15 protein-coding genes, 1 tRNA gene and 3 pseudogenes are annotated in these 23,108 nt (G+C 61.9%); 9 read left to right on the top strand and 10 right to left on the bottom strand.

The features are described from left to right. Positions 1-168: 168 nt before the first annotated feature. Positions 169-285, top strand: a pseudogene (locus tag G7067_RS15175) (transposase); the annotation flags it as partial. A 2,185-nt stretch (positions 286-2,470) separates the two neighbouring features. Here G7067_RS15175 and G7067_RS05315 read toward each other — a convergent pair. The 3 genes from G7067_RS05315 to G7067_RS05310 all read right to left on the bottom strand — a co-directional run bounded on the left by G7067_RS05315 (position 2,471) and on the right by G7067_RS05310 (position 5,175). Continuing rightward, a complete protein-coding gene (locus tag G7067_RS05315; protein ID WP_166322528.1) occupies positions 2,471-3,379 on the bottom strand; it encodes an integrase catalytic domain-containing protein in 909 nt (302 codons plus the stop codon). 291 nt (positions 3,380-3,670) lie between these two features. Beyond that, entirely contained in the window at positions 3,671-4,060 is a 390-nt protein-coding gene (locus tag G7067_RS14165) for a glycerol-3-phosphate dehydrogenase C-terminal domain-containing protein (protein ID WP_244301279.1), read from the bottom strand. 68 nt (positions 4,061-4,128) lie between these two features. Then, positions 4,129-5,175: a glycerol-3-phosphate dehydrogenase/oxidase gene (locus tag G7067_RS05310; protein ID WP_244301278.1), complete on the bottom strand. Its 1,047-nt coding sequence runs from the start codon at positions 5,173-5,175 to the stop codon at positions 4,129-4,131. 17 nt (positions 5,176-5,192) lie between these two features. Here G7067_RS05310 and G7067_RS05305 point away from each other — a divergent pair, with 17 nt between their 5' ends. The 3 genes and pseudogenes from G7067_RS05305 to G7067_RS05295 all read left to right on the top strand — a co-directional run bounded on the left by G7067_RS05305 (position 5,193) and on the right by G7067_RS05295 (position 9,446). Then, positions 5,193-6,872, top strand: a complete 1,680-nt coding sequence (locus tag G7067_RS05305) for an FAD-binding oxidoreductase (protein WP_244301277.1) — start codon at positions 5,193-5,195, stop codon at positions 6,870-6,872. After that, the gene (locus tag G7067_RS05300; protein ID WP_166322526.1) at positions 6,869-7,792 is read left to right on the top strand and encodes a YegS/Rv2252/BmrU family lipid kinase; all 924 of its coding nucleotides are present in this window, start codon (positions 6,869-6,871) and stop codon (positions 7,790-7,792) included. The genes G7067_RS05305 and G7067_RS05300 overlap by 4 nt, the downstream gene beginning before the upstream one ends. Next, positions 7,789-9,446 (top strand): annotated as a pseudogene (locus tag G7067_RS05295) (GMC oxidoreductase). The gene G7067_RS05300 and the pseudogene G7067_RS05295 overlap by 4 nt, the downstream one beginning before the upstream one ends. A 355-nt stretch (positions 9,447-9,801) precedes the next feature. Here G7067_RS05295 and argH read toward each other — a convergent pair. Further along, positions 9,802-11,241 carry an argininosuccinate lyase gene (gene argH / locus G7067_RS05290; protein ID WP_166322524.1) on the bottom strand — a complete coding sequence of 480 codons (1,440 nt, stop codon included), beginning with the start codon at positions 11,239-11,241 and terminating at the stop codon, positions 9,802-9,804. After that, positions 11,241-12,179 carry an ornithine carbamoyltransferase gene (gene argF, locus G7067_RS05285; protein WP_166322522.1) on the bottom strand — a complete coding sequence of 313 codons (939 nt, stop codon included), beginning with the start codon at positions 12,177-12,179 and terminating at the stop codon, positions 11,241-11,243. Before argF ends, argH begins: the two co-directional genes overlap by 1 nt. 110 nt (positions 12,180-12,289) lie before the next feature. Between argF and G7067_RS05280 the strand changes: the two genes are divergently transcribed. Together G7067_RS05280 and G7067_RS05275 are read left to right on the top strand one after the other, a co-directional pair. After that, positions 12,290-12,709 carry a DUF6941 family protein gene (locus G7067_RS05280; RefSeq protein ID WP_166322520.1) on the top strand — a complete coding sequence of 140 codons (420 nt, stop codon included), beginning with the start codon at positions 12,290-12,292 and terminating at the stop codon, positions 12,707-12,709. 120 nt (positions 12,710-12,829) lie between these two features. Continuing rightward, the gene (locus G7067_RS05275) at positions 12,830-13,585 is read left to right on the top strand and encodes an HAD-IIB family hydrolase (protein WP_166322518.1); all 756 of its coding nucleotides are present in this window, start codon (positions 12,830-12,832) and stop codon (positions 13,583-13,585) included. A gap of 8 nt (positions 13,586-13,593) precedes the next feature. Here the strand turns inward: G7067_RS05275 and mqo are convergent. Then, positions 13,594-15,056, bottom strand: a pseudogene (mqo, locus tag G7067_RS05270) (malate dehydrogenase (quinone)). Positions 15,057-15,178: 122 nt separating this feature from the next. Further along, a complete protein-coding gene (gene radA / locus G7067_RS05265; protein WP_166322516.1) occupies positions 15,179-16,549 on the bottom strand; it encodes a DNA repair protein RadA in 1,371 nt (456 codons plus the stop codon). A gap of 411 nt (positions 16,550-16,960) precedes the next feature. Between radA and G7067_RS05260 the strand changes: the two genes are divergently transcribed. The 3 genes from G7067_RS05260 to G7067_RS05250 all read left to right on the top strand — a co-directional run bounded on the left by G7067_RS05260 (position 16,961) and on the right by G7067_RS05250 (position 19,929). Beyond that, entirely contained in the window at positions 16,961-18,169 is a 1,209-nt protein-coding gene (locus G7067_RS05260) for an IS110 family RNA-guided transposase (protein WP_166325516.1), read from the top strand. 93 nt (positions 18,170-18,262) lie between these two features. Beyond that, positions 18,263-18,353, top strand: a tRNA-Ser gene (locus tag G7067_RS05255). A 127-nt stretch (positions 18,354-18,480) separates the two neighbouring features. Further along, positions 18,481-19,929, top strand: coding sequence for a tyrosine-type recombinase/integrase (locus G7067_RS05250; RefSeq protein WP_166322515.1), 1,449 nt, complete (start codon positions 18,481-18,483; stop codon positions 19,927-19,929). 269 nt (positions 19,930-20,198) lie between these two features. Here the strand turns inward: G7067_RS05250 and G7067_RS05245 are convergent, their stop codons facing one another. The 3 genes from G7067_RS05245 to G7067_RS05235 are packed head-to-tail and all read right to left on the bottom strand — an operon-like array spanning position 20,199 to position 21,496. After that, entirely contained in the window at positions 20,199-20,984 is a 786-nt protein-coding gene (locus G7067_RS05245; protein ID WP_166322514.1) for a recombinase family protein, read from the bottom strand. Beyond that, positions 20,984-21,226 carry a hypothetical protein gene (locus tag G7067_RS05240; RefSeq protein ID WP_166322513.1) on the bottom strand — a complete coding sequence of 81 codons (243 nt, stop codon included), beginning with the start codon at positions 21,224-21,226 and terminating at the stop codon, positions 20,984-20,986. The genes G7067_RS05245 and G7067_RS05240 overlap by 1 nt, the downstream gene beginning before the upstream one ends. Positions 21,227-21,256: 30 nt before the next feature. Continuing rightward, the gene (locus G7067_RS05235; protein WP_166322512.1) at positions 21,257-21,496 is read right to left on the bottom strand and encodes a hypothetical protein; all 240 of its coding nucleotides are present in this window, start codon (positions 21,494-21,496) and stop codon (positions 21,257-21,259) included. Positions 21,497-23,108 lie beyond the last annotated feature (1,612 nt).

Here is a 23,108-nt window from a genome sequence, read left to right as displayed (position 1 = left end):
TACACGCCGTCCAGCCTACGTGCGCTCGGGGCCCGCCGCCCGCCCCGTCCCCCTCCGCCCCGTCATCCGTCGATCCACCGACACCCCGTCATCCTGCACTCCAGCGACATGCGGCCGTACTGCGGCCGTACAGTTTGTTGAGACAGTTGTTAGGAGGAACTGTTTCATATGGATCGGAAGAAGTACACGCCTCAGTTCAAGGCTGACGCGGTTGAGTTGGTGATCACCTCGAAGCGCCCGATCGCGCAGTGCGCTGTGGATCTCGGCATTAACGAGGGAACCTTGCGCCCGTCATCCTGCGCGAGCGCAGCGAGTCGCAGGATCCTCGCCGCATCAGACCGCTATTCCCGCGGGATCCAAGCGCCGATGACATCCGATTCTGCGACTGCGCGCAGCCCCTAAGTGTGTGGAGCTTTTGTCTTTTGGGGGTTGCCGGCCCAGGGCCTCAAGTTGCATGATCGTGTATCATCCCGAGAGCGGCTCGGGATGCCCACAGTCAACGGAGGCCCCAGTACTTAACGAGCGTACTTCAATTGGTTTAGACGTGCACGCGAGGAGCGTACGCGCGGCCGCGATCGATACCCTCACCAGTGACGTATTCGAAGCGAAACTCCCCGCCGACACCGATAGCTTCATGGCCTGGGTCACAGAGCTAGATCACCGTCGCGGTCGCGTACGAGGCGGGCTCGACAGGGTTTCGACTCGCCAGGGCCCTCACCCAGGCCGGATTCCCCACGCTCGTCGCGGCACCATCAAAACTCATTCTCCCATCAGGAGTGACCAAAAAAGAGGACGTCCAAGCCACGTTGGCATCCGTGACAAGAACGTTTAGTTCCGATGAGCAGTCACCACCGACAGGTCTCTAAGAACCGAAATAGGCTACAACTTAGGATCTACCGTGGCTTGGGTTTGGGCGGGGAGCTAGACTTAACGGCATGTTTGGAGTATCAATTGCTGCGCTGGCTTGGATATCGGTCGCACTGCTTTCTGGGGGACTTGCAAAAGAGCGTGGGCGGAGCTCATGGCGATGGTTTCTGACCACGCTCCTCACCGGACCTATTGGCATCGCACTGTTGGTTGTATGGCCACGACTCCCCAGCTCGGACAAGGGAGTCGTGTAAATCTGAGCAGTGAAATGCACTACGCATTCAACCCCTCAACACGTAGTGCACTTCTTTCTATTCAGAGGCCTATGAAGTGAGGGTGAATGATCCTCCTGCGGTGTAGAAAGTGCCGGAGGACTGAATTGTTGAGTAGACTAATACTCCACTGTAACTGGCATTCTTAGACATGGCGTGATAGCTGCCTGCTTTGGTTTCACAGGGATCTGTCGAGTAAATTAGCCCAACACCTGAAGTTCCGACCAAACCATACCCACGAACAGAAAAACAGTTCTTGATCTTGGAGACTGCCGCCCCGCCTGTTCGCGATGACGTGATGCTTGCATTCCAACTATGCGTGATTCCCAAGTCTGCATTATTGAGGGTCATCGTGCCGTAGACCTGACCGCTTGCACCAGCACCTGACCCAGAGCGATTAAAAGGAGTAGAAGCCACCCCCGTGCTCCGGGCCGCGTTTGTGCCACATCCGACGACTCGACGTTGCCATACAAACGTATGAATTCTGCATCAGTATCGCTGAGCACCTCTCCAACCGTTGTGTAGGTTTCGTGGATTTGTGTAGTTCGTTCCTTGATTTGGTCGACAGAAAGGCTCTGGTTTTCGACAAACTCTGCTACCGCTGGAACAGAAGTGGTAGGAGCCGCGGTCGCCGCCGTCGGCGCAAACAACAGCCCTACAGCTGCCGTCAGTGCTACTGCTGCCAAAGCTGTGCGCTTCGTCCTTGTAGTTGTCATTGTCTTTACTCCAATCTGGAGCTTCGCTGCTCCTTCTGACCCGATCCGGGTTGAACGTCAGGGTATCTGACGTTATTCGCATGGTAGGTCCATACCCTTGCTGACGTGAAGAGGATCGAATAACTCTCGATTTGTCAACCATCGGAGAATCGTGTTGCAAATAGGGTCCAATATTCTCAGCTTAAATCTAAGATTTTTGAAATAAATCGCGATTTTATTGTGACATTTATACAAAATAACAATATTGCATCTTTTGCGAAAAGAATGTCGTAACGACTCATGTCAAGATGCTCGCGAAAGCTGAGTGCGTGCCTCACCAAGTTTTGCTCGCGAAATACCAGCGCTGAGTGTCATCGTCTGAGAAGCGGCAAGGTGAATGAAACGGGTCTGGATCGCGGTAATCTTTCGTGTAAGCTCCGCGGGATTTGTCTCTTCGAGCAGTGCAGCGAACTCCGCGGCTTTGACGGTGGTGAGTGTCCCAGAATCGATGACCCGCTGATAGGGGGTTCAAGGCTAGTCATACACGCGAACACTCTTCCCGTTGTGGTTCACTCGATAACCGATAGCTTTCGTCGTCCCGGTAAACAGATTCAGCCGGACCCTGACGAGCGCATATCACTCGTTCAATAGTCGTAATTCAGTTGACGTGTCATGCCGGTAGTGAACCGCGTGGCGACGCACCACGTCCCCGTTCTTCTGCTCAACATGAGCATTATCGTTGGAATGGTAGGGACGGGCCCGGGTGAAAAACAGTCCACGCTCATCCGCCCATTGGATGAGGGCCGCATTCATGAACTCGCCCCCGTTATCGCTATCGATCCCGATGAGGGGAAAGGGGAGCCTCTGCTCGATCACCGGCATTGCTTCGAGTACCCACCTGTGTGCCCCGTTCTTCAACGCCATGTTCTCAGTCCAACCAGTAAGCACATCGGCTACCGTCAGCGTGCGACAGAACTCCCCTCTGAGTGTGGGATCACAATGCAAAACAAGATCAAGTTCACAAAACCCGGGCACCTGCTCGTGCTCACCCCCAGCTTTACGGACCGTGATCGAGGTCCGCAATAGTGGTCCGGGTTTCGTGCCAGAAATACCCGTCAACCGCACCCCGTCCCGAGTCGGTTTCAAAAACCGGTCGATCGTCGCTCCCGACACTGTCAGCAACTGCGCTCGGGTGTGATCGGTCAAGCGGTGTGTGTCAGCACCAGACTCGTCGTGCTTGATCAACTTGGGCAACCAGATCCCCATTGTTGCTGCGAGATACTTCCCCGAGGGCTGACCGGCGAACATCCACACAACGATCAGGAGCTTGAGCGTGTCGTACCCGTATGTTCGCGGGCGGGGTGCCCACTTCAGGGCCCGTTGGGGGCCCCGCCTGGCTCTAGCTGCGGACACTTGCCGGCGCGTGTTCGCTCGCGACCAGCCAGTCATCGCGACCAACTCGTCGAGCAGTCGGCCCCTCACTTTCTTCGAGCCCGCCGCATGTTCGCGGGCATACTTCTTCGTGATTTCACGCTTGGTCGACACCGACAACGAACCCATCTCACCAGCACACCCCAATGCTCGACGGGTGGCTAGCGTTTCGCGAGCATTTCTCAAATGAGGCACGTACCCCATTTCGCGAGCACATTAGATGAGTCTCGTCGCCCACTTGACAAAATCACTCCCAATCAGAATGACGCGGGGCGATGCGGTGAATGCCCCCCCTATCCGCGAGTGACTCCCTTAGCAACCCGCGGATAAGGGGGTCACTCGTCGGCAAGGCGGTCGCTCACCAAAACTGCGGGCGCCGGGACGTACCGGCCGCGAGAGCGGGCGCTACTCGGCGAGCGTCTCTGCGACGATCTCAGAGACGATCGGCTCGGCGGCAGCGCGGTCAGCGTCGACGAGACCGATGCGGGTGCGGCGGTCGAGCACGTCTTCCACCGTCAGGGCGCCCTCGACGCGCACGGCATATTCGACCTCGGCGCGAGTGACCGGCACGCCCGGGGCGACCGGTTCAGCGGCGTCGGACCGCGAAGCCGTGGCGCGCGCATCGTCCGCGGCGACGATCCTGAGCCCGGCCGTGCGGCTGGGCGGCACCGTAGATCCACCAACTCGTAGTCCACACGCGCGCACGGCAAGATCAACGGCGTCTTCCGCCATGCGGCGATAGGTCGTGAGCTTCCCGCCGAGCACGTTGATGAAGCCCGCCGCGGATTGATTCACGAGGTGCTTCCGCGAGATGTCGGCGGTGGCGCCGGATTCAGATCCAGCGCCGGATCCAGCCCCAGAAATCAGCGGCCGCAACCCCGCGAAGGCCCGCGCACCTGATCCCGCCGCACCGGCGTCTCCACCACCCGGTTCAGGCTGGCCAGCAGGAAGGAGATCTCCTCCTCCGTCGGCTCGGGAATAGCGGGCACCGGGCCCGGCGCATCCTCGTCGGTGAGCCCCAGAAAGACGCGCCCGTTCCCCTGAGGCAGCGCGAACACATAGCGACTCACGGATCCCTCGTGCGGGATCGTGATTGCGGCCTGTGGATCGCCGAGATCTGCGGCGTCGAGGACCAGGTGGGTGCCGCGGCTCGGGCGCACCGCGATGCCACTGTCAAGCGTGCCCGCCCAGACCCCCGTCGCGTTGATGACGCTGCGGGCGCGGATCTCGAACCGCTCCCCCGTCAGTGAGTCGCAGACACTCGCGCCGTCGTGACGCAGTTCGGCCGCTCGCACGCGGGTCAGGATCCTCGCCCCGTGCCCGGCCGCGGTGCGCGCGATGGTGACCACAAGTTTCGCGTCGTCTGTGAGTTGCCCGTCGAAGGACAGCATGCCGCCGCGCAGCCCCCGCGACTGCAGCGTCGGGGCAAGCCGCAGGGCGGTGCGGCGTCCCACCACCTGCGGCCCGGGAAGCACGCTGCGCGGGGTCCGGGCTTGCATCCGCAGCAGATCCCCGACGCCCATGCCCGCGACACCCGCGGCGCGCTGCAGCAGCGTCACCCCGGGAGCGAACGGTAGCAACTGCGGGAGGGGCCGGATCAAGTGCGGGGCGATCTGCGTCATCAGCACATGGCGCTCGATCGCACTTTCCCGTGCTGTCGCAAAGTCGCCCGTGGCGAGGTAGCGCAGACCGCCGTGCACAAGCTTCGAGCTCCAGCGACTCGTACCGAAAGCGAGATCCTCGGCTTCGATGAGCACCACACTGAGTCCGCGAGATGCCGCGTCGAGGGCGACGCCCGCGCCGGTGATTCCGCCACCAACGACCAGCACGTCGGTGGTATCGAGTGAGGCAAGTTCGAGCTCACGCCGACGTCTGGCCGCGTTCAGAGAAGTAGCTGAGGAGACGCTCACATGCCACACTGTAATGCATGAGCGTGGAAAGCGTTGGGCCCCATGAAGATCAGCCGATGCGCTGGAACGGTTGGGGTGATCCTGAGCGGGCAAAACCGCTGCCCCGCGCGGTACACGCGCTGTTGCCGCTGCTGCTGGGGCGCGTGCGCAAGCCTGAAGCTTCTGTTGAACTCGAGAGCGTCAATCTCGCGCCAATTGCCCTGAGCGCCGAAGATCTGGGTGCGCTGCGAGAGGCAGTAGGCGAGGCAAGTGTCGACACGTCGCAGGCTGCGCGCATCTACCATGCGGGCGGGAGATCCACCCCCGATCTGCTTCGGCGGCGGGCTCAGAACCAAGCCGCGCCCGACGCGGTTGTGCGCCCCGGCAGCCACGACGAGGTACGCGCCTGTCTCGCCCTCGCAGCGGCACACGGAATCGCTGTGATCCCGTTCGGCGGCGGCAGCAGTGTTGTCGGCGCGCTCGACCCCGAGCGCGGAGCACACCGGGCCGTCATCGCGCTCGATCTGCGCCGCCTCACCGGACTGCTGCGCTTCGATCCGCTCAGCGGAGAGGCCGTGCTCGCCGCGGGCACGACCGGGCCAGACGCGGAAGCGGCTCTCGCGGCGCACGGCTTCGAACTCGGGCACTACCCGCAGAGTTTCCGCTACGCAACGATCGGCGGTTTTGCCGCGGCCAGATCCTCCGGCCAGAACTCGGCCGGCTACGGACGCTTCGACACCATGGTGACCGGGATCCGCGTCGCCACCCCCACCGGGGACCTCGAGCTCGGGCGTTCGCCGGGATCCGCCGCTGGGCCAGACCTCATCCGCGTGTTCTTGGGGTCCGAGGGGATCTTTGGGGTGATCACCGAGGTCACGCTGCGGGTGCACCCCGTCCCCACTGAGCGCGTATTCGAGGCGTGGACGTTTCCGAGTTTCGCCGCCGGATCGGAGGGACTGCGGCAGGTCGCCCAGGCGGGATCCGGGCCCACCGTGATCCGTCTCTCCGACGAGGCAGAAACGGCCGTCAGTCTCGCACAGCTCGGCAAGATCGGCAAGATTCTCGCCAAGGGGGCGAGTGCCGTCACCGTGTATGAGGGCGCGGGCGCGAACGCGAGCACAGAGATCGCCGAGCGGCGAGCCCGGACCTCTGCGCTCCTACGCGCCGCGGGCGGCGTGTCCGCGGGAGAAGGCGACGCTGCGGACTGGATGCAGAGCCGCTTCGACGGCCCCTACCTTCGCGACGCGCTGCTCGATGCCGGGGTGTTCTGCGAGACGCTGGAGACCGCAAGCACCTGGGCGAATTTGCCCAAGCTCCGGGATGCGGTCGAGGCTGCCCTCAAGGACGGTTTCGCGCGCATCGGATCAAAGTCGTACATCATGTGCCACATCTCGCACATCTACCCCACCGGTGCCTCGCTCTACTTCACCGTACTCGCGAGCGTCCGCGAGGATCCGCTTGCCGCGTGGGCTCCCATCAAGGCCGGGGTCAACGACGCGATCCTCGAAGCCTCCGGCACCATCTCGCACCACCACGCGGTGGGGCGGGATCACGCACCGTGGCTGCGCGAAGAGGTCGGCGAGACAGGGATCCGGATCCTGCGCGCGATCAAGCGGGAGCTCGATCCCGCCGCCATCATGAATCCGGGCGCCGTGATTGGTGCGGATGCCGGGGCAGCCCCGTCCACGACCTCGCGCACCGAGGAGCCACTGCAGTGACCCCGCACGGGCACATCGCCGTGCTCTCAAACCCCTTCGCGGGCAAGGGTCGCGGGCGCACAGCCGCCGCGGCCGCGATCGCCGAATTGCGTGCGCGTGGTGTCGAGGTGCGCGCGTACGCCGGTGCGTCTGCCGCAGACACGGTGGCGCTTGCGGCGCAGGCGCTGCGCGATGACCCCGCCCTCCTGGTGGTGGTGGGCGGCGACGGCACCATGTCGGAGGTCCTCGAGTCTGTGCTCGGCAGCGCGGTGCCGCTTGCGCTCGTGCCCGCCGGCACCGGAAACGACCTTGCCCGCACGCTCGGGATCCCGCGCACCGATCCCGCCGACGCGGCCGCTCTCGCCGTGACCGGCACCATCCGCGATCTTGACGTCGGCGAGCTCCAGTGCAGCGGCCGCGTAAAACACTTCCTGACGATCGCGGCGCTCGGCTTTGATGCGAAGGTGAGCGATCGCACCAACCGGCTGCGCTGGCCCTCGGGTTCGCTGCGTTACTACCTCGCGCTCGTGATCGAACTGCTGCGGCTGTCCCCGCTCGCGTTCAAGGTGCAGATCGACGACGAACCGGAGCGCGCCGAACCGGGGACCCTGATTGCGATCGGTAACACGGTGTCCTACGGCGGCGGGATGCCGATCTGCGCGGGTGCGGACCCGAGCGACGGCTTTTTCGACGTGGTCCACGTTGCCCCGATGCGACGTTGGGAGCTGATCCGGCTGTTCCCCAAGCTGCTGCGCGGGCAGCATCTCGAGCTGCCGCAGGTGTCGCAGCGGCGCGTGCACAAGGTCGGTGTGTCCGCGCCGGGGCTCTCGATTTATGCGGACGGCGAATTTGTGGGCACCGACACTTGCGCGATCACGGTGTTGCCCGCGAGACTCAAGATGATGGTGCCGCACGCCACCGCGGAGGAGGACCGCTCATGACACACCGTGCCGCAGCATACGACGAAGATGTCGTGATTATCGGATCCGGTTTCGGGGGCTCTGTGTCCGCGCTGCGCCTCGCCGAGAAGGGCTACCGGGTGCGGGTGCTGGAGGCCGGGCGGCGCTTCGCAGACGAAGACTTCGCGAAGACCAGCTGGAACGTGCGGCGCTACCTCTGGGCACCGTATCTGGGGTGCTTCGGGGTGCAGCGGATCCACCGCCTGCCGCACGTGATGGTGCTCGCGGGGGCCGGTGTCGGGGGCGGATCGCTGAACTACGCCAACACGCTCTATGAACCGGGCACTCCATTCTTCACCGACCCGCAGTGGGCAAAGATTGCCGATTGGGCCACTGAACTCGCACCGCACTACGCCGTCGCGAAACAGATGCTCGGTGTCGTGGAGCACTACCCGCACACGGGCCCCGTCGAGCGGATCATGCGCGGGGCTGCGGAGGATTTGGGGGTGGGCTCAACGTTTCGAAACGCCCCCGTCGGGGTGTTCCTGGGGACGCCGGGCGTAAGGGTGGCGGATCCGTTCTTCGGCGGTGACGGCCCCGACCGCACCGGCTGCACCCTGTGCGGAAACTGCATGGTCGGGTGCCGCGTGGGTGCGAAGAACACCCTGATGAAAAACTATCTGGCGCTCGCCGAGCGGCGCGGTGTCACGATCGAGCCGATGCGTACCGTGACGCGCGTGCGGGAACTGCCGGGTGGTGGCTTCGCGGTGACGTCACGGCGCAGCGGATCTTGGACAGGGGCGCGCGCGGACGAGCGCACCGTGACGGCAACCCAGGTGGTGCTCGCCGCGGGCACCTGGGGAACGCAGCAACTGCTGCACCGCATGAAAGCGAGCGGGGATCTGCCGCGGGTGTCCGACGCCATCGGCCGCCTCACGCGCACAAATTCGGAGGCGCTCGACGGGGCGGTCGCGGTCAGCGTCCCCGAGAACGCCGAACTGACGCGCGGGGTTGCGATCACCACGTCGTTCCACGTCGACGACACCACCCACGTTGAGAACGTCCGCTACGGCCCCGGCTCGAACCTGATGGGCGCGCTCGCCACCGTGATGGTGCCGGGAGACCGCTCGCTGCCCGCGCGACTCGGTTTTGTGCTGGGTCGTTCGCTGCGCCACCCGGTGCGCCAGTTCAAGCTCGGGTCGCTGCGCCGCTGGAGCGATCGCGGCATCATCGCGCTGGTGATGCAGACCGCCGACAACTCACTGACGCTGTCACTGCGGCGGCGCTTTGGGCGTTTGTGGATGACGAGTGCCCAGGGGCACGGCGAACCCAACCCTTCTTACCTGCCGCAAGCGCACCGCGCGACCGAGGCGATTGCGGCGCGGCTCTCGCAGGAGAGCGGGGTGCCCGCGGAGGCGCGCGGATCCTGGCCCGAAGTGTTCGGGATCCCCCTCACCGCCCACTTTCTCGGCGGCGCGGTGATTTCCGCGTCCCCCGATTCGGGGGTGATCGACCGCTACCACCGCGTGTGGGGCACCCCGGGCTCTCCGTGATCGACGGCGCTGCGGTGCCGGCGAACCCCGGCGTCAACCCCTCGCTCACGATCACCGCGCTCGCGGAGCGGGCAATGTCGCACTGGCCCGCGGCTGGCGAGGCGGATCTGCGCCCCACCCAGGAGGCGCTGCTCAAGGGTTGAGTAGCATTGCTCGTCGAGCCTGCGTTTCACCGCCGAACTGGCGGTTCCTGACCGCAGGGTCGACGGTGAAACGCAGGCTCGGTGAAAACCAGCTACGCTCGGTCATCCTGCATATAGACCAGCCCCACCCCGTCATCCTGCGTTCCAAAGGAATCGCAGGATGACGGGGGAAAAGTTCCGCCGATTGAGCGAGGCTTGCCGAGCGCCGTGCTGAGCGAGGCATCAGCCGAGTCGAAGTATCGAATTCAAAGGACTCTTGGTTTCGACTCACTTGGCGCAGTGGCGCCATCGCGCCATACGGAAGAAAGCGCTGCTTTCTTCTCTGAGTATTGCGCGCTCAACCGGCGGATTGAGACTACGCGCGGAACTCCCCGATGCGCTCGGCCAGGCGGGCAAGCTGCTCGGCCACCCGCACGGTCGCGGTGCCGCCGGCCCCCACGCGCGAGTTCACGGAGCCCTCGATCGTCAGGACCTCGCGCACGGCTGGGGTGAGATGCGGTGACACTGCGGCAAGCTCCGCGTCGCTCGGCTCGTGCAGCTCGATCCCGCGCTCCTCGCAGTGACGCACAAGCTCACCCGAGATCTCGTGTGCGTCCCGGAAAATGACGCCCTGCTTGACGAGCCACTCGGCAACATCGGTCGCGAGGGAAAAGCCCTGCGGGGCAAGCTCGGCCATACGTTCGGTATCAAACGTCATCGTCGCGACCATACCGGTGAAGGCGGGGAGCAGCACTTCGAGCTGCGACACCGAGTCGAATACCGGCTCTTTGTCTTCCTGCAGATCACGGTTGTAGGCTAGCGGCAGGCCCTTCAGCGTCGCGAGCAGCCCGGTCAGGTTGCCGATCAGGCGCCCCGACTTGCCGCGCGCGAGTTCTGCGATGTCCGGGTTCTTTTTCTGCGGCATGATTGAGGAGCCGGTCGAGAAAGCATCGTGCAGGCGCACAAACCCGAACTCCTTGGTGTTCCAGAGGATAATCTCCTCGCTCAGGCGCGACAGGTCGATCCCGATCTGCGCACAGATGAACGTAAACTCCGCCACCACATCGCGCGCGGCGGTGCCGTCGATCGAGTTCTCGAGCGGATCCCCGAGACCGAGTTCAGCGGCCACCAGGCGCGGATCCAGCCCCAGCGACGAGCCAGCCAGCGCGCCGCCACCGTACGGCGAGGCACTCGCGCGAACGCTCCAGTCGCGCAGGCGCTCGAGATCCCGAATCACCGGCCACGCGTGCGCGGCAAGCTGGTGGGCGAGCAACACGGGCTGCGCGTGCTGCAGGTGAGTACGTCCGGGCAGGATCGCGGCCGGGTGGGCGAGGCACTGGTTCAGGATCGCCTCAACCAGGTCGAGCAGCATGCCCCGAATGACGGCAGCGTGATCAAGCAGGTAGAGACGCACGAGCGTCGCGATCTGGTCGTTGCGGCTGCGGCCCGCGCGGAGCTTGCCGCCGAGCTGCACGCCGGCGATCTCGATCAGGCCGCGCTCAAGCGCCGAGTGCACGTCTTCATCTTCTTCGGCGGCGACGAAGCGGCCGTCAGCGACGCGTGCGGCGAGTTCATCGAGGGCCGCACGCATGTCGCGCAGTTCATCTGCGGTGAGGTAGCCCGCTGCGGCGAGCGCGGCGGCGTGGGCCTTCGATCCGCGAATGTCGTACTCTGCGAGGACCCAGTCAAACTGGGTGGACTTGCTGAGCGCGGCGAGCGCGGCCGAGGGTCCGCTCGCGAACCGGCCGCCCCACAGCGCGCCGGCCTCGGCTGCGCGGTTGCCGTCGTTGGTGTGTGTTGTGTCTGCTGTGCTCATTACTTGCTCTCCGTCTTCGGCTGCGCAAGCAGCCAGGTCATCAGCGCCTTCTGGGCGTGCACGCGGTTCTCCGCCTCGTCCCAGACGACACTCTGCGGGCCGTCAATCACCTCTGGCGCGACCTCAAACTCGCGGTATGCGGGCAGACAGTGCAGGAAGATCGCGTCCGGCTTCGCCTGTGACATCAGTTCGGGCGTCACTCGGTATGCGCCAAAGGTGGCGATGCGCTCGGCCTTCTCGTTTTCCTGCCCCATCGACACCCAGGTGTCGGTGATGACCGCGTCGGCACCGCTCACGGCCGCGACGGGATCCACCATCACCGTCACGCTGCCGCCGGTTTCGGCCGCGATGCGTTCGGCGTCGGCGATGATGTCTGCACGCGGGTGGTAGCCCTCGGGCCCAGCGACCCGAATGTGCATCCCCGCGGTCACGAAACCAAGCAGATAGGAGTGGCCCATATTGTTGGCGGCGTCGCCAACATAGGTGGCGGTGAGCCCGCGCAACTCGCCCTTGTTCTCGCGGATCGTCTGCAGGTCCGCGAGAATCTGGCACGGGTGAAAGTCATCGGAGAGGGAGTTGATGACGGGGACGCTCGCGTTTGCCGCCATCTCTTCAAGCCCCGCGTGCGCGTAGGTTCGCCACACGATGAGTTCTACCATGCGCGAGAGCACTTTCGCGGTGTCGGCGATCGATTCCTTGGCGCCGAGCTGCGCCTCACCGGGGTTGACGACGATCGGATTCCCGCCGAGTTCCGCAATGCCCGCCGCGAAGCTAAAGCGCGTGCGCGTTGAAGTCTTGTCGAAGAACACCGCAGCCGACTGCGGGCCCTCGAGTGGGCGCCGCGAATACGGCGCTGCCTTCAGTCGGGCGGCAAGGTCCAAGACCTCCAACTGCTCGGCATGGCTGAGGTCATCGTCGCGAAGAAAGTGTCGAATCACCGTTCCAGCTTAGTCGGGTGCGATTCTTGCGGCCTGTGATGACCCGCCCACAGAGAAACATGAAAGGCTTAGCAGAGACGGTCACACATTTGAACACTCCGGAGGACCCCATGAAAATTGCAGCAGCTTTTCTCGCCGATGCGGCGAATGTCCGCGAGGGCACGCTCGGGGTGCTCTCCGGCTTCATCAACACGATCAACCGCGAGGCATACCCGGCGGCGCTTGGAGCGACGCTCGTGGTCGTTGTCGAGTACGACGAGAACGAGGCGCGGCGCGGCGATCCCGAGCGCACATTCCGGGCCCGGTGCGAGCCAGCCGTTGGTGGCGGCGAGGTCTTCAGTTTGGAGGGCACCTTCAGCTTGGGCGGCGGAAACGACTCCTTCGGTTACATTCCGATGGTGTTCTCCCTCACGGACGCGCAGGTTCCCATGCCGGGCAGCTACCGGATCATCTTCGAAGGCTCAGGGCTTGAGCGGGTCGACGTGCGTTTTTACGCGAACTCGACCACCATGCCAGATTTCGAGGAGTAGCTGCGGATTCGGGATCACCCGCCGACAGTTTGGCGTGTGCGCAATTCGTTCTTATCACGGCCCATAAGAACCATCTGCGCACACACCAAAGAGCGTTGGCACCCGTGAGAGGATAGCTTGATGACCAAGCTGCCTCGCCTGATCGCATTTGACCTCGACGACACTCTCGCCCCTTCCAAGTCAGCGGCAGATCCGCGCATGCTCGCGGTGTTCGCCAAGCTGCTCGCACGCACCACCGTCGCGGTGATCTCTGGCGGCAACTTTGAGCAGTTCGAGACACAACTCGTCTCCCGACTCGACGGGGTCGACGAAGCATCGCTGGAGCGGCTACACCTGCTGCCCACCTGCGGAACCCGCTACGAACGACGTGAATCCGGCGCATGGCACACCGTGTATCAGGAGCACCTGGCTCCCGCCGAGAGTGTCGCCGCCCTTACGGCGCTGCGCGAGGAGGCCGAGCGTCTAGGGCTGTGGGAAGCTGAGCCCTGGGGCGAGATCCTTGAGGATCGCGGATCCCAGGTCACGTTCTCAGCACTCGGCCAGAGCGCGCCGGTGTCCGCAAAACACGCGTGGGATCCCGACGGCGCGAAAAAGAACGCGCTGCGGGCCGCCGTCGCCTCCCGGCTTCCCGAACTTGAGGTCCGCAGCGGCGGATCAACCTCGGTCGACATCACCAGGCGCGGCATCGACAAGGCTTACGGGATGCGCAAACTCGAGGAGCACACCGGGATCCCCCTCAGCGAGATGCTGTTTGTGGGCGATCGCCTCGATCCCGATGGCAACGACTACCCGGTGAAGGCTCTCGGGGTCGAGTGCCACGCGGTCACCGGGTGGGAAGACACCGCCGAGTTCTTGGAGCGCCTGCTCGCGGAGTGACCCGCGCGCTAAACCGCGTCGATGGCGGGCGCAGCACCCGACTTGTTCAGCCCGAGCACCTCGGCGGTCGCAGCGAGTGAGGCCTTGGCCGCCGCCGCGTCACCATTCAGTCCCGCGCCAAGCGCCGGAACCTGCTCCTTGAACGTCTTGCTCCACACGCTCTTGTACTGCTCGGGGAAGCACTTCTCAAGCACGCCCAGCATCGCGTACACTGCCGTTGAAGCACCCGGTGACGCGCCAAGCAGACCCGCGATGGATCCTTCAGCGCCCGTAATGACCTCGGTGCCGAACTGCAGAATCCCGCCCTTTTGCGGGTCCTTCTTCATGACCTGCACACGCTGTCCGGCTGTGATCATCTCCCAGTCGGAGGTACGGGCCGAGGGCATGTACTGGCGGAGCGTTTCCATCTGCTTCTCGCGGCTCGCAAGCAGCTCACCGGCAAGATACTTTTCGAGCGACCACTGGGTCAGGCCGACCTTGAGCATGGGGCCAATATTGTGCAGGCGGATCGATCCCGGCAGATCCCACCACGAGCCCTTCTTCAGGAAGTTAGGGCTGAAGCCCGCATACGGACCGAAGAGGATGCTCTCCTTGCCGTCGACGACGCGGGTGTCGAGGTGAGGAACCGACATCGGGGGGCACCCACCGCGGCCTTCCCGTACACCTTTGCTTTGTGATGCGCGACGATCTCGGGGTTGTCGGTCTTCAGGAACTTTCCGCTGATGGGGAAGCCGCCGAAGCCCTTGATCTCGGGGATCTTGGAGGACTGCAGCAGTGACAGTGCGCCGCCGCCAGCACCCACAAACACGAACTTCGCGTTCACCGTGCGAGTGCCGTAGCCGGCGCGATTACGCACGTGCACGTTCCAGGTCCCGTCGGCCTGGCGCTTGAGCTTGCGAACCTGGCTGCCGAGGTTGAGCTTCGCTCCCTGTGACACGAGGTAGTCAAAAAGCTGGTGGGTGACCGCGCCAAAGTCGACGTCGGTGCCGCTCTCGGAGCGGGTTGCGGCAAACACCTCGTCCTTTGCACGACGGTCAATGAGCAGCGGCGCCCATTCGGCGATCTGCTCGGGATCCTCGCTGTATTCCATGTCAGCGAAGAGCGGTTCCTTTTTCAGGATCTCGTAGCGGCGACGCAGGTAGTCGACGTTCGATTCTCCCTGCACGAAGGTCATGTGCGGGGTGGGATTAATGAAGGTTGAGGGCTCGCCCAGAATCCCCTTCTTTACCAGCGTCGACCACCACTGCCGAGACAGCTGGAACTGCTCGTTGATGTCGATCGCCTTCTCGGCCGAGAGCGTACCGTCGGCGGCCTCGGGCATATAGTTCAGCTCGCAGAGTGCTGCGTGACCCGTACCCGCGTTATTCCAGGCGTTGGTGCTCTCCGTGGCTACGTCTTGGCGGGACTCGAAAATCTCGATTGACCAGTCAGGCTGCACCTGCTTGATCAGGGTGCCGAGGGTCGCGCTCATCACGCCGCCGCCGATGAGGACTACATCTACTGTGTTCTTGCTCACGATCCTCTAGTCTACCTCGCGCAGATTGGCTAAAAATCTACGCAGGCTATTCATCGCTCAGTTTGGTCCAAATCGTTTCAAATTGGTTCAGGATCACGCCTCCTCTGGCCGGTCGCAACACCATCCCCCAATCCTGCCCGGTCCCGCGCGAGATCCAGCCGCGCGATACCCGAGTCGAGGATCTTCGAATACCCCAGACGCTTCGCCTCGTTGGCGCGCTGCGCCCCGCCCGAGACCGGCCGCACCTCCCCGGCCAGGCTAATCTCCCCGTAGGCGGCAAGATTCTGCGGCAGCGGGCGGTCCACGTGCGCAGACAACACGGCGAGGGCGATCGCGAGATCCGAGGCGGGCTCGGTCAGTTTCACGCCGCCGACCGTGGACACATACACGTCGCGGTCACTCAACCTCACGTCCAGCCTCCGCTCAAGCACCGCGAGAATCATCGCCACACGAGCGGACTCCACGCCGCTCGTAACGCGTCTCGGGTTCGGCGCGCTCGTCGGCACGACCAGCGCCTGCACCTCGACGGGAAGCGCCCGGCGCCCCTCCATCGCGACGGTTGCGCAGGTACCGCTCACGGCCTCCGGTGCCCGGCTCAAGAAGAGACCACTCGGATCCGCCACCTCCCGGATCCCGCTCCCCGTCATCTCAAAGCACCCGACCTCGTCCGTCGGGCCGTAACGGTTCTTCAGGGTGCGCAGGAAACGCAGCGCAGTGTGCCGGTCACCCTCGAAGTGGCACACGACGTCGACGAGATGCTCAAGCAGCCGGGGCCCCGCGACCGAGCCGTCTTTCGTGACGTGGCCGACGAGAATAACGGGGGTGTCGCGCCCCTTCGCGACCCGGATCAGCGCCGCCGCCACTTCGCGCACCTGCGAGGGGCCGCCGGCGCCACCCTCCACCTGGGCACTCGCGAGGGTCTGCACCGAATCAACGATGATGAACTCAGGATCCACCTCTTCGATGTGCCCCAACACCGTCGCGAGATCCGTCTCGCTCGCGAGAAACAGCGTGGGGTGCAGTGCTCCGGTGCGCTCGGCACGCATGCGGATCTGCCCCGTCGATTCTTCACCGCTGACGTACAGCACGCGGGCGCCCACCTGCGCGGCGCGCGCGGCCGCGTCGAGCAGCAGCGTCGATTTGCCCACGCCGGGCTCACCAGAGAGCAGGATCGCGGCGCCCGGCACCACTCCGCCGCCGAGCACCCGATCAAACTCGCCGATACCCGTCTGGCGGTGGATCAGCGCGTCACCCCGAAGCTCGGTGATGGGCAGCGCCTCACGCCCGGCAGCCGGGGCGACCGCCTGCGTGGTGCGCGCGAGAGAAGCTTTGGGGGCGCCGCGCTCTAAGACCGTGCCCCACTGTTGGCACTCGCCGCAGCGGCCGACCCACTTTGAGGCCTGCCATCCGCACTCGGTGCACGCGTAGCTGCTCGTGTTTTTTGCCATGCTGGGAGCCTAATGGGAGCCGCCGACATTCACGGTTGGGCACACGCGGCGGCGGCGCCGCTTCGCCGAACCTGCGCTTCACCGCCGAACCTGCAGTCAGGAACCGCAGGCTCGACAGTGGGGCGCAGGCTCAGCATCATCGCCCCCGTTACTTTGTTCGTAGCTCCTGATCCGCGAGGATGAGGAGTGAGGCAGCCAGCCGGGGCCGGCATGATTGTTGCCCCCTGTCGTACCAATGATCTGGGGGGTGTTGTCACCGACCTCCGGTCTGGCGGTCGGTGATCGCTGATAGGGGCAAGACCACAGCCGCGCATATCGGGGCAGGGTCGTTCGTAACGTGGATGCCGACGCCTACCGCCACCTGACTGCCGAACACATACAAGCAGGACGGAGGAACACCCCTTGAACAGCATTGAGCACTACGACGACGTCGCGGTCTTCATCGGCCTCGATGTCGGCAAGAGCGAGCATCACGCGGTCGCGCTCACCCGCGACGGGAAGAAGCTCTACGACAAGCCGCTCCCGAACACCGAAGCCAAGATCATATCGGTGCTAGATCAACTCGCTGAGCACGGCCCCGCTCTGCTGGTCGTTGACCAGCCCGCCACGATCGGGGCGCTCCCCGTCGCCGTCGCGCAAGCGCATGGTGTGCTCGTCGGGTATCTCCCCGGCCTCACGATGCGCCGCGTCGCTGACCTCCACCCCGGTGAAGCGAAGACCGACGCACGGGACGCGTTCATCATCGCGGAGACCGCCCGCACGATGCCCTCAACTCTGCGATCGATCAAAGTCGCCGATGAGCAGATCGCGGAACTCTCGATGCTGTGTGGCTTCGATGATGATCTTGCCGCGCAAATCACGCAAGTCTCCAACCGCGTTCGAGGTCTCCTCACCCAGATCCATCCCACCCTGGAACGGGTACTCGGGCCGCGTCTGGATCATCCCGCGATCCTCGATGTGCTGCAGCGTTACCCATCACCGGGTGAGTTGCGCCGAGCCGGGCAGAAGCGCGTCGCGGCCAGGCTCCTCAAGCGTGCCCCGCGCAAGGGCGGGGCATGGGCGCAGGAGATCTTCGACGCCCTCGATCAACAGACCGTGACGGTCACCGGCACGAACGCCGCGAGTATCGTGCTGCCACGGCTCGCGAAGCAACTCAGCGAACTCCGCCAGCAACGCACCGATATCGCGTCCGAGGTTGAGAAGATCGTGGAAGCGCACCCTCTTCACCCGGTCCTGACGAGTATGCCGGGAGTCGGCGTCAGGACCGCAGCCAGACTCCTCACCGAGATCGTCGGGAAACATTTCCCCACGGCCGGGCACCTCGCGTCTTACGCCGGGCTCGCGCCCGTCACCCGCCGATCCGGCACCTCGATCCGCGGCGAACACCCCTCAAAGCGCGGCAACAAGGTCCTGAAACGTGCAATGTTTCTTTCCGCGTTTGCAGCGCTCCGAGATCCCGAATCACGGGCCTACTACGACCGGAAGATCGCGCAAGGCAAACGCCATAACCAAGCACTCATCGCACTGGCGAGGCGCCGCTGCGACGTCCTCCACGCAATGATCAGAACCGGCAGCCTCTACCAGCCACGAACCCAATCAGAAACCGCCCTCGCCGCTTGACAAACAACATAGGGGCACCCCCCATCACCAGGCCGCAGAAAAAGTCGCGCCCCGGATTCGCAATCCACGCCCGAATCACATAAGCTTTTCCGCGGTGACGTGTCCGAGCGGCCGAAGGTGCGACTCTCGAAAAGTCGTGTAGGGTAACCCCCTACCGTGGGTTCAAATCCCACCGTCACCGCCAGATCACCGCATATTCCTGTCAGAGAGTAAAATCTGACAGGAATATGCGGTTTTTTAACGAAACGAACCGCCTGCGTGAGTTGACTTTTTGAGTTGACTTCTCGGATAAGTCGAATGACTATTGACTCATGTACGAGTTCAAAAATGAAGACATTGATCGTCTTCGTCGTTCAGGATCCGGCAAGCATGGCCCTATCGGCAAGAGAAATCCAAAGAAACGTTTCAACGGCGAAGGTTCTGTTTACCCGGTTCCCAGAACTCGCAAGGATGGATCTACTGTCACTGTCTACCGAGCAGCCAAGACCATTGAGCTTGGAGGCAAACCTAAAAAGATCACGGCTCAGGCTCGCACAGAGCGAGAAGCATTAGAACGGCGAGATCTAAAGATACTCAAAGAACGAGTGAACTATGGACTCGAATCTCCCGAAGCAATACCAGTCGATCCCAAGATAGCCAGACTCACAGTCGGTGACTGTCTCATGGACTGGCTCAATGAGCGCAAGCGGGGAAACCTGGCACCAGCAACAATCCACATGTACGATGCGCGGATCAGAAACCACTTACTCCCGAAGTTCGGCAGCAAACCAGTTCGAGCACTCACCTACGAAGAACTAAAACACTACTTCACGGTAACAATGCCCGACAGGGGGTTGGGTGTTGACTCCATCCGACAAACATTTATTTGCCTGAGAAGTGCCCTCGATTACTACCAGCGAGACGGCATCCTCTATCGCCACCCGATGATTGGCCTCAAGGCTCCAGCCAAGAAACGAAAGACGGTGAACGACACAAAGGCTATCCGAAAAGCAGCAGATAGGCTCGGTCCACTCATCATCCAAGAGGCTCAAAAGGACAAACAGGAACTACGCTGGATCTTTGGACTACTCGGGCTACGACAGGCCGAAGTTCTCGGGCTTACAGACGATTGCTTTGAAGAACGAGACGGCCATTTCCGGCTAGTTGTGAAGCAACAGCTACAGAGAGCCGGGGCTGAACATGGATGCGAGTTGGACACAACTAGCGGCAAATGGGAGTGCGGCAAACGAACCACCCAGTGCCCGAAGAAGATCGGGGATAACCGCTGGATACTCAAGGGCACCAAGACTGTCAACGGCTACCGTGAGATCGCTCTGACCGTGGAACTCTGGGTTCTTGCCTTCAACCATATAAAGGCAGTGAAGGAGCGGAGAAGCCTCCCAACCTTCCATCCCGAAAAAGGGGAAGGCTTAGACAAACTACTCTTCACTAGGGACGATGGAAAGCCGATCTACGGCCAACGAGACCGGCAGGCACTCCATAAGCTACTTGAACAGATCGAGTATAACTATGGTCTGCCAGAAAACATGACAGTCCACACGCTACGCCACATGGCTACTACTTCCCTCATCGATGGAGGAGCCGACCCAGATCATTTGATCTCCATAATGGGTTGGAGTCCAAAAAATGCGTCTGCTCAAATCTCGATCTACAGTAGCGCCGACACCGCCAAGCAGGCGGCCACAACGATGGGAAGCTACATAGATCGCATCCTGAAGCCGAAGAACACGGGTATTCCCACCGGCTGGGAGGAACTATGAACCCAGGATACGATCTAAGCAAGCCTTTAGCCTAAGACGTTGGCACATTCACCTAACACCAGTTGGCGTCTAGGATCGACGCCTAGGAACGCTGAACACATGCAGAGAGGTCGAGGTTCACAAACAAGAACCCCAACCCCTCTTAGATCGATCAAACGAAGAAGCTCAGCACCCAGAAGACAATCTGCACCCCGAGAGCAAGAGCAACGACCGGAACCAGAAGCTTCCCATACCAAGGAAGCTTCCCATAGAGCCAGCCTCCAAGCCTCTTAGGTTGCTGCTTCAGATTCCGACTCATCGCCTCCCCCTTCCCTGTAGCCCAGCACAGCCCGAGCAGCCATCTTCGTACGGGCTTCGAGGTTACGAAGATCATAGGATTCACGGCTCTCATACTCGCCAGCCAATACCTTCTTGATCACACGGGGTGAGGTAGCAACCAGCACCTTGTCTTTCTTACGGAGCGTCGGCACAGCCTTCCCGATAGCGGTGTAGCCCAGCCCCAACGTCCGAAGAGACTTGATCTGTTCGATGTGCTCCTCAGAGAGCGACGGCTTACGTCCCAGAGGAACCCCAGCCTTCTTGAGAGCATCGATAGCGACCTTCGTTTTCTTCCGAGTCTCAACCCGGTAGGCATCAGCTTGGTAAGAGGCAAAGAGCAGTTCGATAGCCTGCTGAGCGTCATCAGCATCATCGAACGTCTTGGACTCCCGAACACAGTAGATTGTCCCACCAGCATCGAGAGTCTGCTCAGCCTCAAAGAGCATCGCACCCTTTTTCCGGCTCATGCGGTCGAGGGTGAACAGCACAATCTGAGTTCCCTTCGGATCCTTCCTGAACAGCGGCCGAACCTGCTTCGACCAGGCCGTATCCGGATCAGTGAGGTTACTCTCCCCCGAGACACCCTCATCTTCGAAGATAGGCATCTTGGGATCGTAGGCTCTGAGTGCACGTCTCTGATTCTCGATGGACATACTCTTAGCGTCCTCACGGCTGAGCCGGACATAGCCGATTCTTCTAGTCACTTCTTTCTCCTTAGCTGTAGTTGTGTCACCCATCAGTTCGAACCTCGTTCAGCGAGCCAGGCTTCGTAGGCTGCGAACTCAGAAGGGGTAAGCGTGAGCTTGAGCACGCAGCTACGCCAGAGGTCATCCTGCCGAGGCAGGGTGTAACGAACCTCGTACTGATCAGCCTGATCCGGATAGATCCTGATCCGATGGATCGGAACACTCCTCGAAGAATGGCGCATGGCAAGCTTTCGAGCTTGGAGTAATGCTGTCGGGTAGCTGTTGAAGATCATGATTGACTCCTTTGTATAGTGACGTTTGACTCAGAGATTGCAGGTAGTCCAGTCTTCGACTAGACGATCTAAGGCGGCTTCGAGGATGGAAACTTCTCCGTCCTCAGTGAGGAATGCCCATTCTTCGATCCAATCGAAGAGATAGCTTTCGAGCATTCCGGAAGCCTCGCCCTCACCGCACTCGCTAATAGCTCGCTTCGTAGTGAGAAGACTCAACTCTCTTGCTTGATCGGGGGTAAGGACGCCTACATAGTAGATGGGTGTATTCATGATTGACTCCTACGACGCTTTCGAGGTCAAGGCCAGTCCCTGACGATTAGGTCGCAGAAAGTAATATCAAAACGTGGTGCTCAATAGGTAGCGACAGAACCGGGGGTATAAGTCACGCCGATCAAAACACAGGAGCATCGACACTCAGAAGATGTGCGACACCACCACAGAGCCAACCCTGAGCAAAGAGCCGAAGACTAGCGGCTTCCTTCGAAGGGATCTACAACAGAATGGAGACCGCGAGCCTCGCAGATGAAGCCAATGCGGATACCGCTCTCAGTCGTGAAGGGTTCAGGCACAAGATCAGCGCCGCACTCAGGGCACGTCCGGTAGGAATGATCAGCATCGAACTCCATCATAGGTTTCAGACTACGCCAATCCTTCGAGCTACTGACTTTGCCTCGCAGGCTTAGCCGTTGGAACAGGTATGCGCACACTCGTTCAGAACTCAAAAAGAAGAAACCACAAGGAGGAGGCGGGTTGGGAATGGACATGATGACATGGGTCTCCCATGAATAGCAGTTCACGAGCGTCTGATCTGTGAGCATGAACCGCCGCCCCTAGGTTCCAAATCCCGCATAGCAGGGCGACTATCCCGTCAAATTTGATGAACTGAGAAGGAATTCACTGCAAGTAGATGTTCTGTCGGGTATCAGCCCCATATATTCTCAGAGCGCCGGTTGCTTCGGCGAGCGACTTACTGCCCCGCTCTTCCCTCTGATCCTCACATAGACACAATCAGTAGACGGGGGCCACTCGACTCCGGGTCTTTCATACATCGGCTGGGCGCGTGGTCATCTCGAAGAGTTCACCAAAGACAGAGTCACTACAGACGCTACTAAAGCCCGCCGGCACGATTATTTCAGCATAAGATACTCCTTGTCCTGGTTGCCTGCTACAGCAACATTGGGAGCCATATCATAGGCAAAAAGCTAGCCCCGGAGAAAAGGAGTCCATCTCCGGGGCTATTCGCTTAGGTGGGCGATGTAGCAGTCAACCACCATGACCTGTTATATCAACGAACCCGTGAAACAGCACTGACCCCAGAAACAGCTCAAGCCCCGACCAATGGGAAGATCGGAGCCTGAACCTGAAAGGTAGGGTGCGGACGAAAACACCTATCGTCCATATCGTCACACTAATGCTGAGCTTCCGAGTCGGAACAGTGGTGTCACACTACCCGATGATCTCCAAGCCGAACTGTGGTGTCACATCGTCGCCGCGGAACTGGGGCCGCGGCGGGAGCGGAACTGAACCGCGATAGAGGTAGAACTGCTGAAGCCTAGAGGATGTCTAGAGATGCTAGAACTGTTGACCTTACTTGAAGCCAGGAACTCGCGCCGCGCGTGAATCCAATTAGGGAGGAGCAGGAGTGTTTATCTCTAGTTAAGAGAATAAACATCAATCGCGTGGTTGAGAGTTTTCAGCGGGCAAGAACTCAACACTAAATGTGGTGCAGCGAGAAACCCCCACTCACGTACCACCACTGGCACCAGGGTGAGCATCACCTTCTGCACCACGTCTCTGATATTAGCTACTGATCGAATCTGAATTTGGCACCACTTTGCCAAAGACAGCCGATCTCCACACAGCTAAGCAAGGAGAAATGAAC

This window comes from Leucobacter insecticola, assembly GCF_011382965.1.
Lineage (GTDB): Bacteria > Actinomycetota > Actinomycetes > Actinomycetales > Microbacteriaceae > Leucobacter > Leucobacter insecticola.
Note: the sequence above shows the minus strand (reverse complement) of the source record. Positions and strands in the feature narration are given on the sequence as shown.

Coding starts and splice junctions, on each gene's coding strand:
- G7067_RS05280 (WP_166322520.1), top strand. CDS start 12,290: ATGAAAATTGCAGCAGCTTTTCTCGCCGATGCGGCGAATGTCCGCGAG.
- argH (WP_166322524.1), bottom strand. CDS start 11,241: ATGAGCACAGCAGACACAACACACACCAACGACGGCAACCGCGCAGCC.
- radA (WP_166322516.1), bottom strand. CDS start 16,549: ATGGCAAAAAACACGAGCAGCTACGCGTGCACCGAGTGCGGATGGCAG.
- G7067_RS05235 (WP_166322512.1), bottom strand. CDS start 21,496: ATGAATACACCCATCTACTATGTAGGCGTCCTTACCCCCGATCAAGCA.
- G7067_RS05305 (WP_244301277.1), top strand. CDS start 5,193: ATGAGCGTGGAAAGCGTTGGGCCCCATGAAGATCAGCCGATGCGCTGG.
- G7067_RS05245 (WP_166322514.1), bottom strand. CDS start 20,984: ATGGGTGACACAACTACAGCTAAGGAGAAAGAAGTGACTAGAAGAATC.
- G7067_RS05275 (WP_166322518.1), top strand. CDS start 12,830: ATGACCAAGCTGCCTCGCCTGATCGCATTTGACCTCGACGACACTCTC.
- G7067_RS05240 (WP_166322513.1), bottom strand. CDS start 21,226: ATGATCTTCAACAGCTACCCGACAGCATTACTCCAAGCTCGAAAGCTT.
- G7067_RS05250 (WP_166322515.1), top strand. CDS start 18,481: ATGTACGAGTTCAAAAATGAAGACATTGATCGTCTTCGTCGTTCAGGA.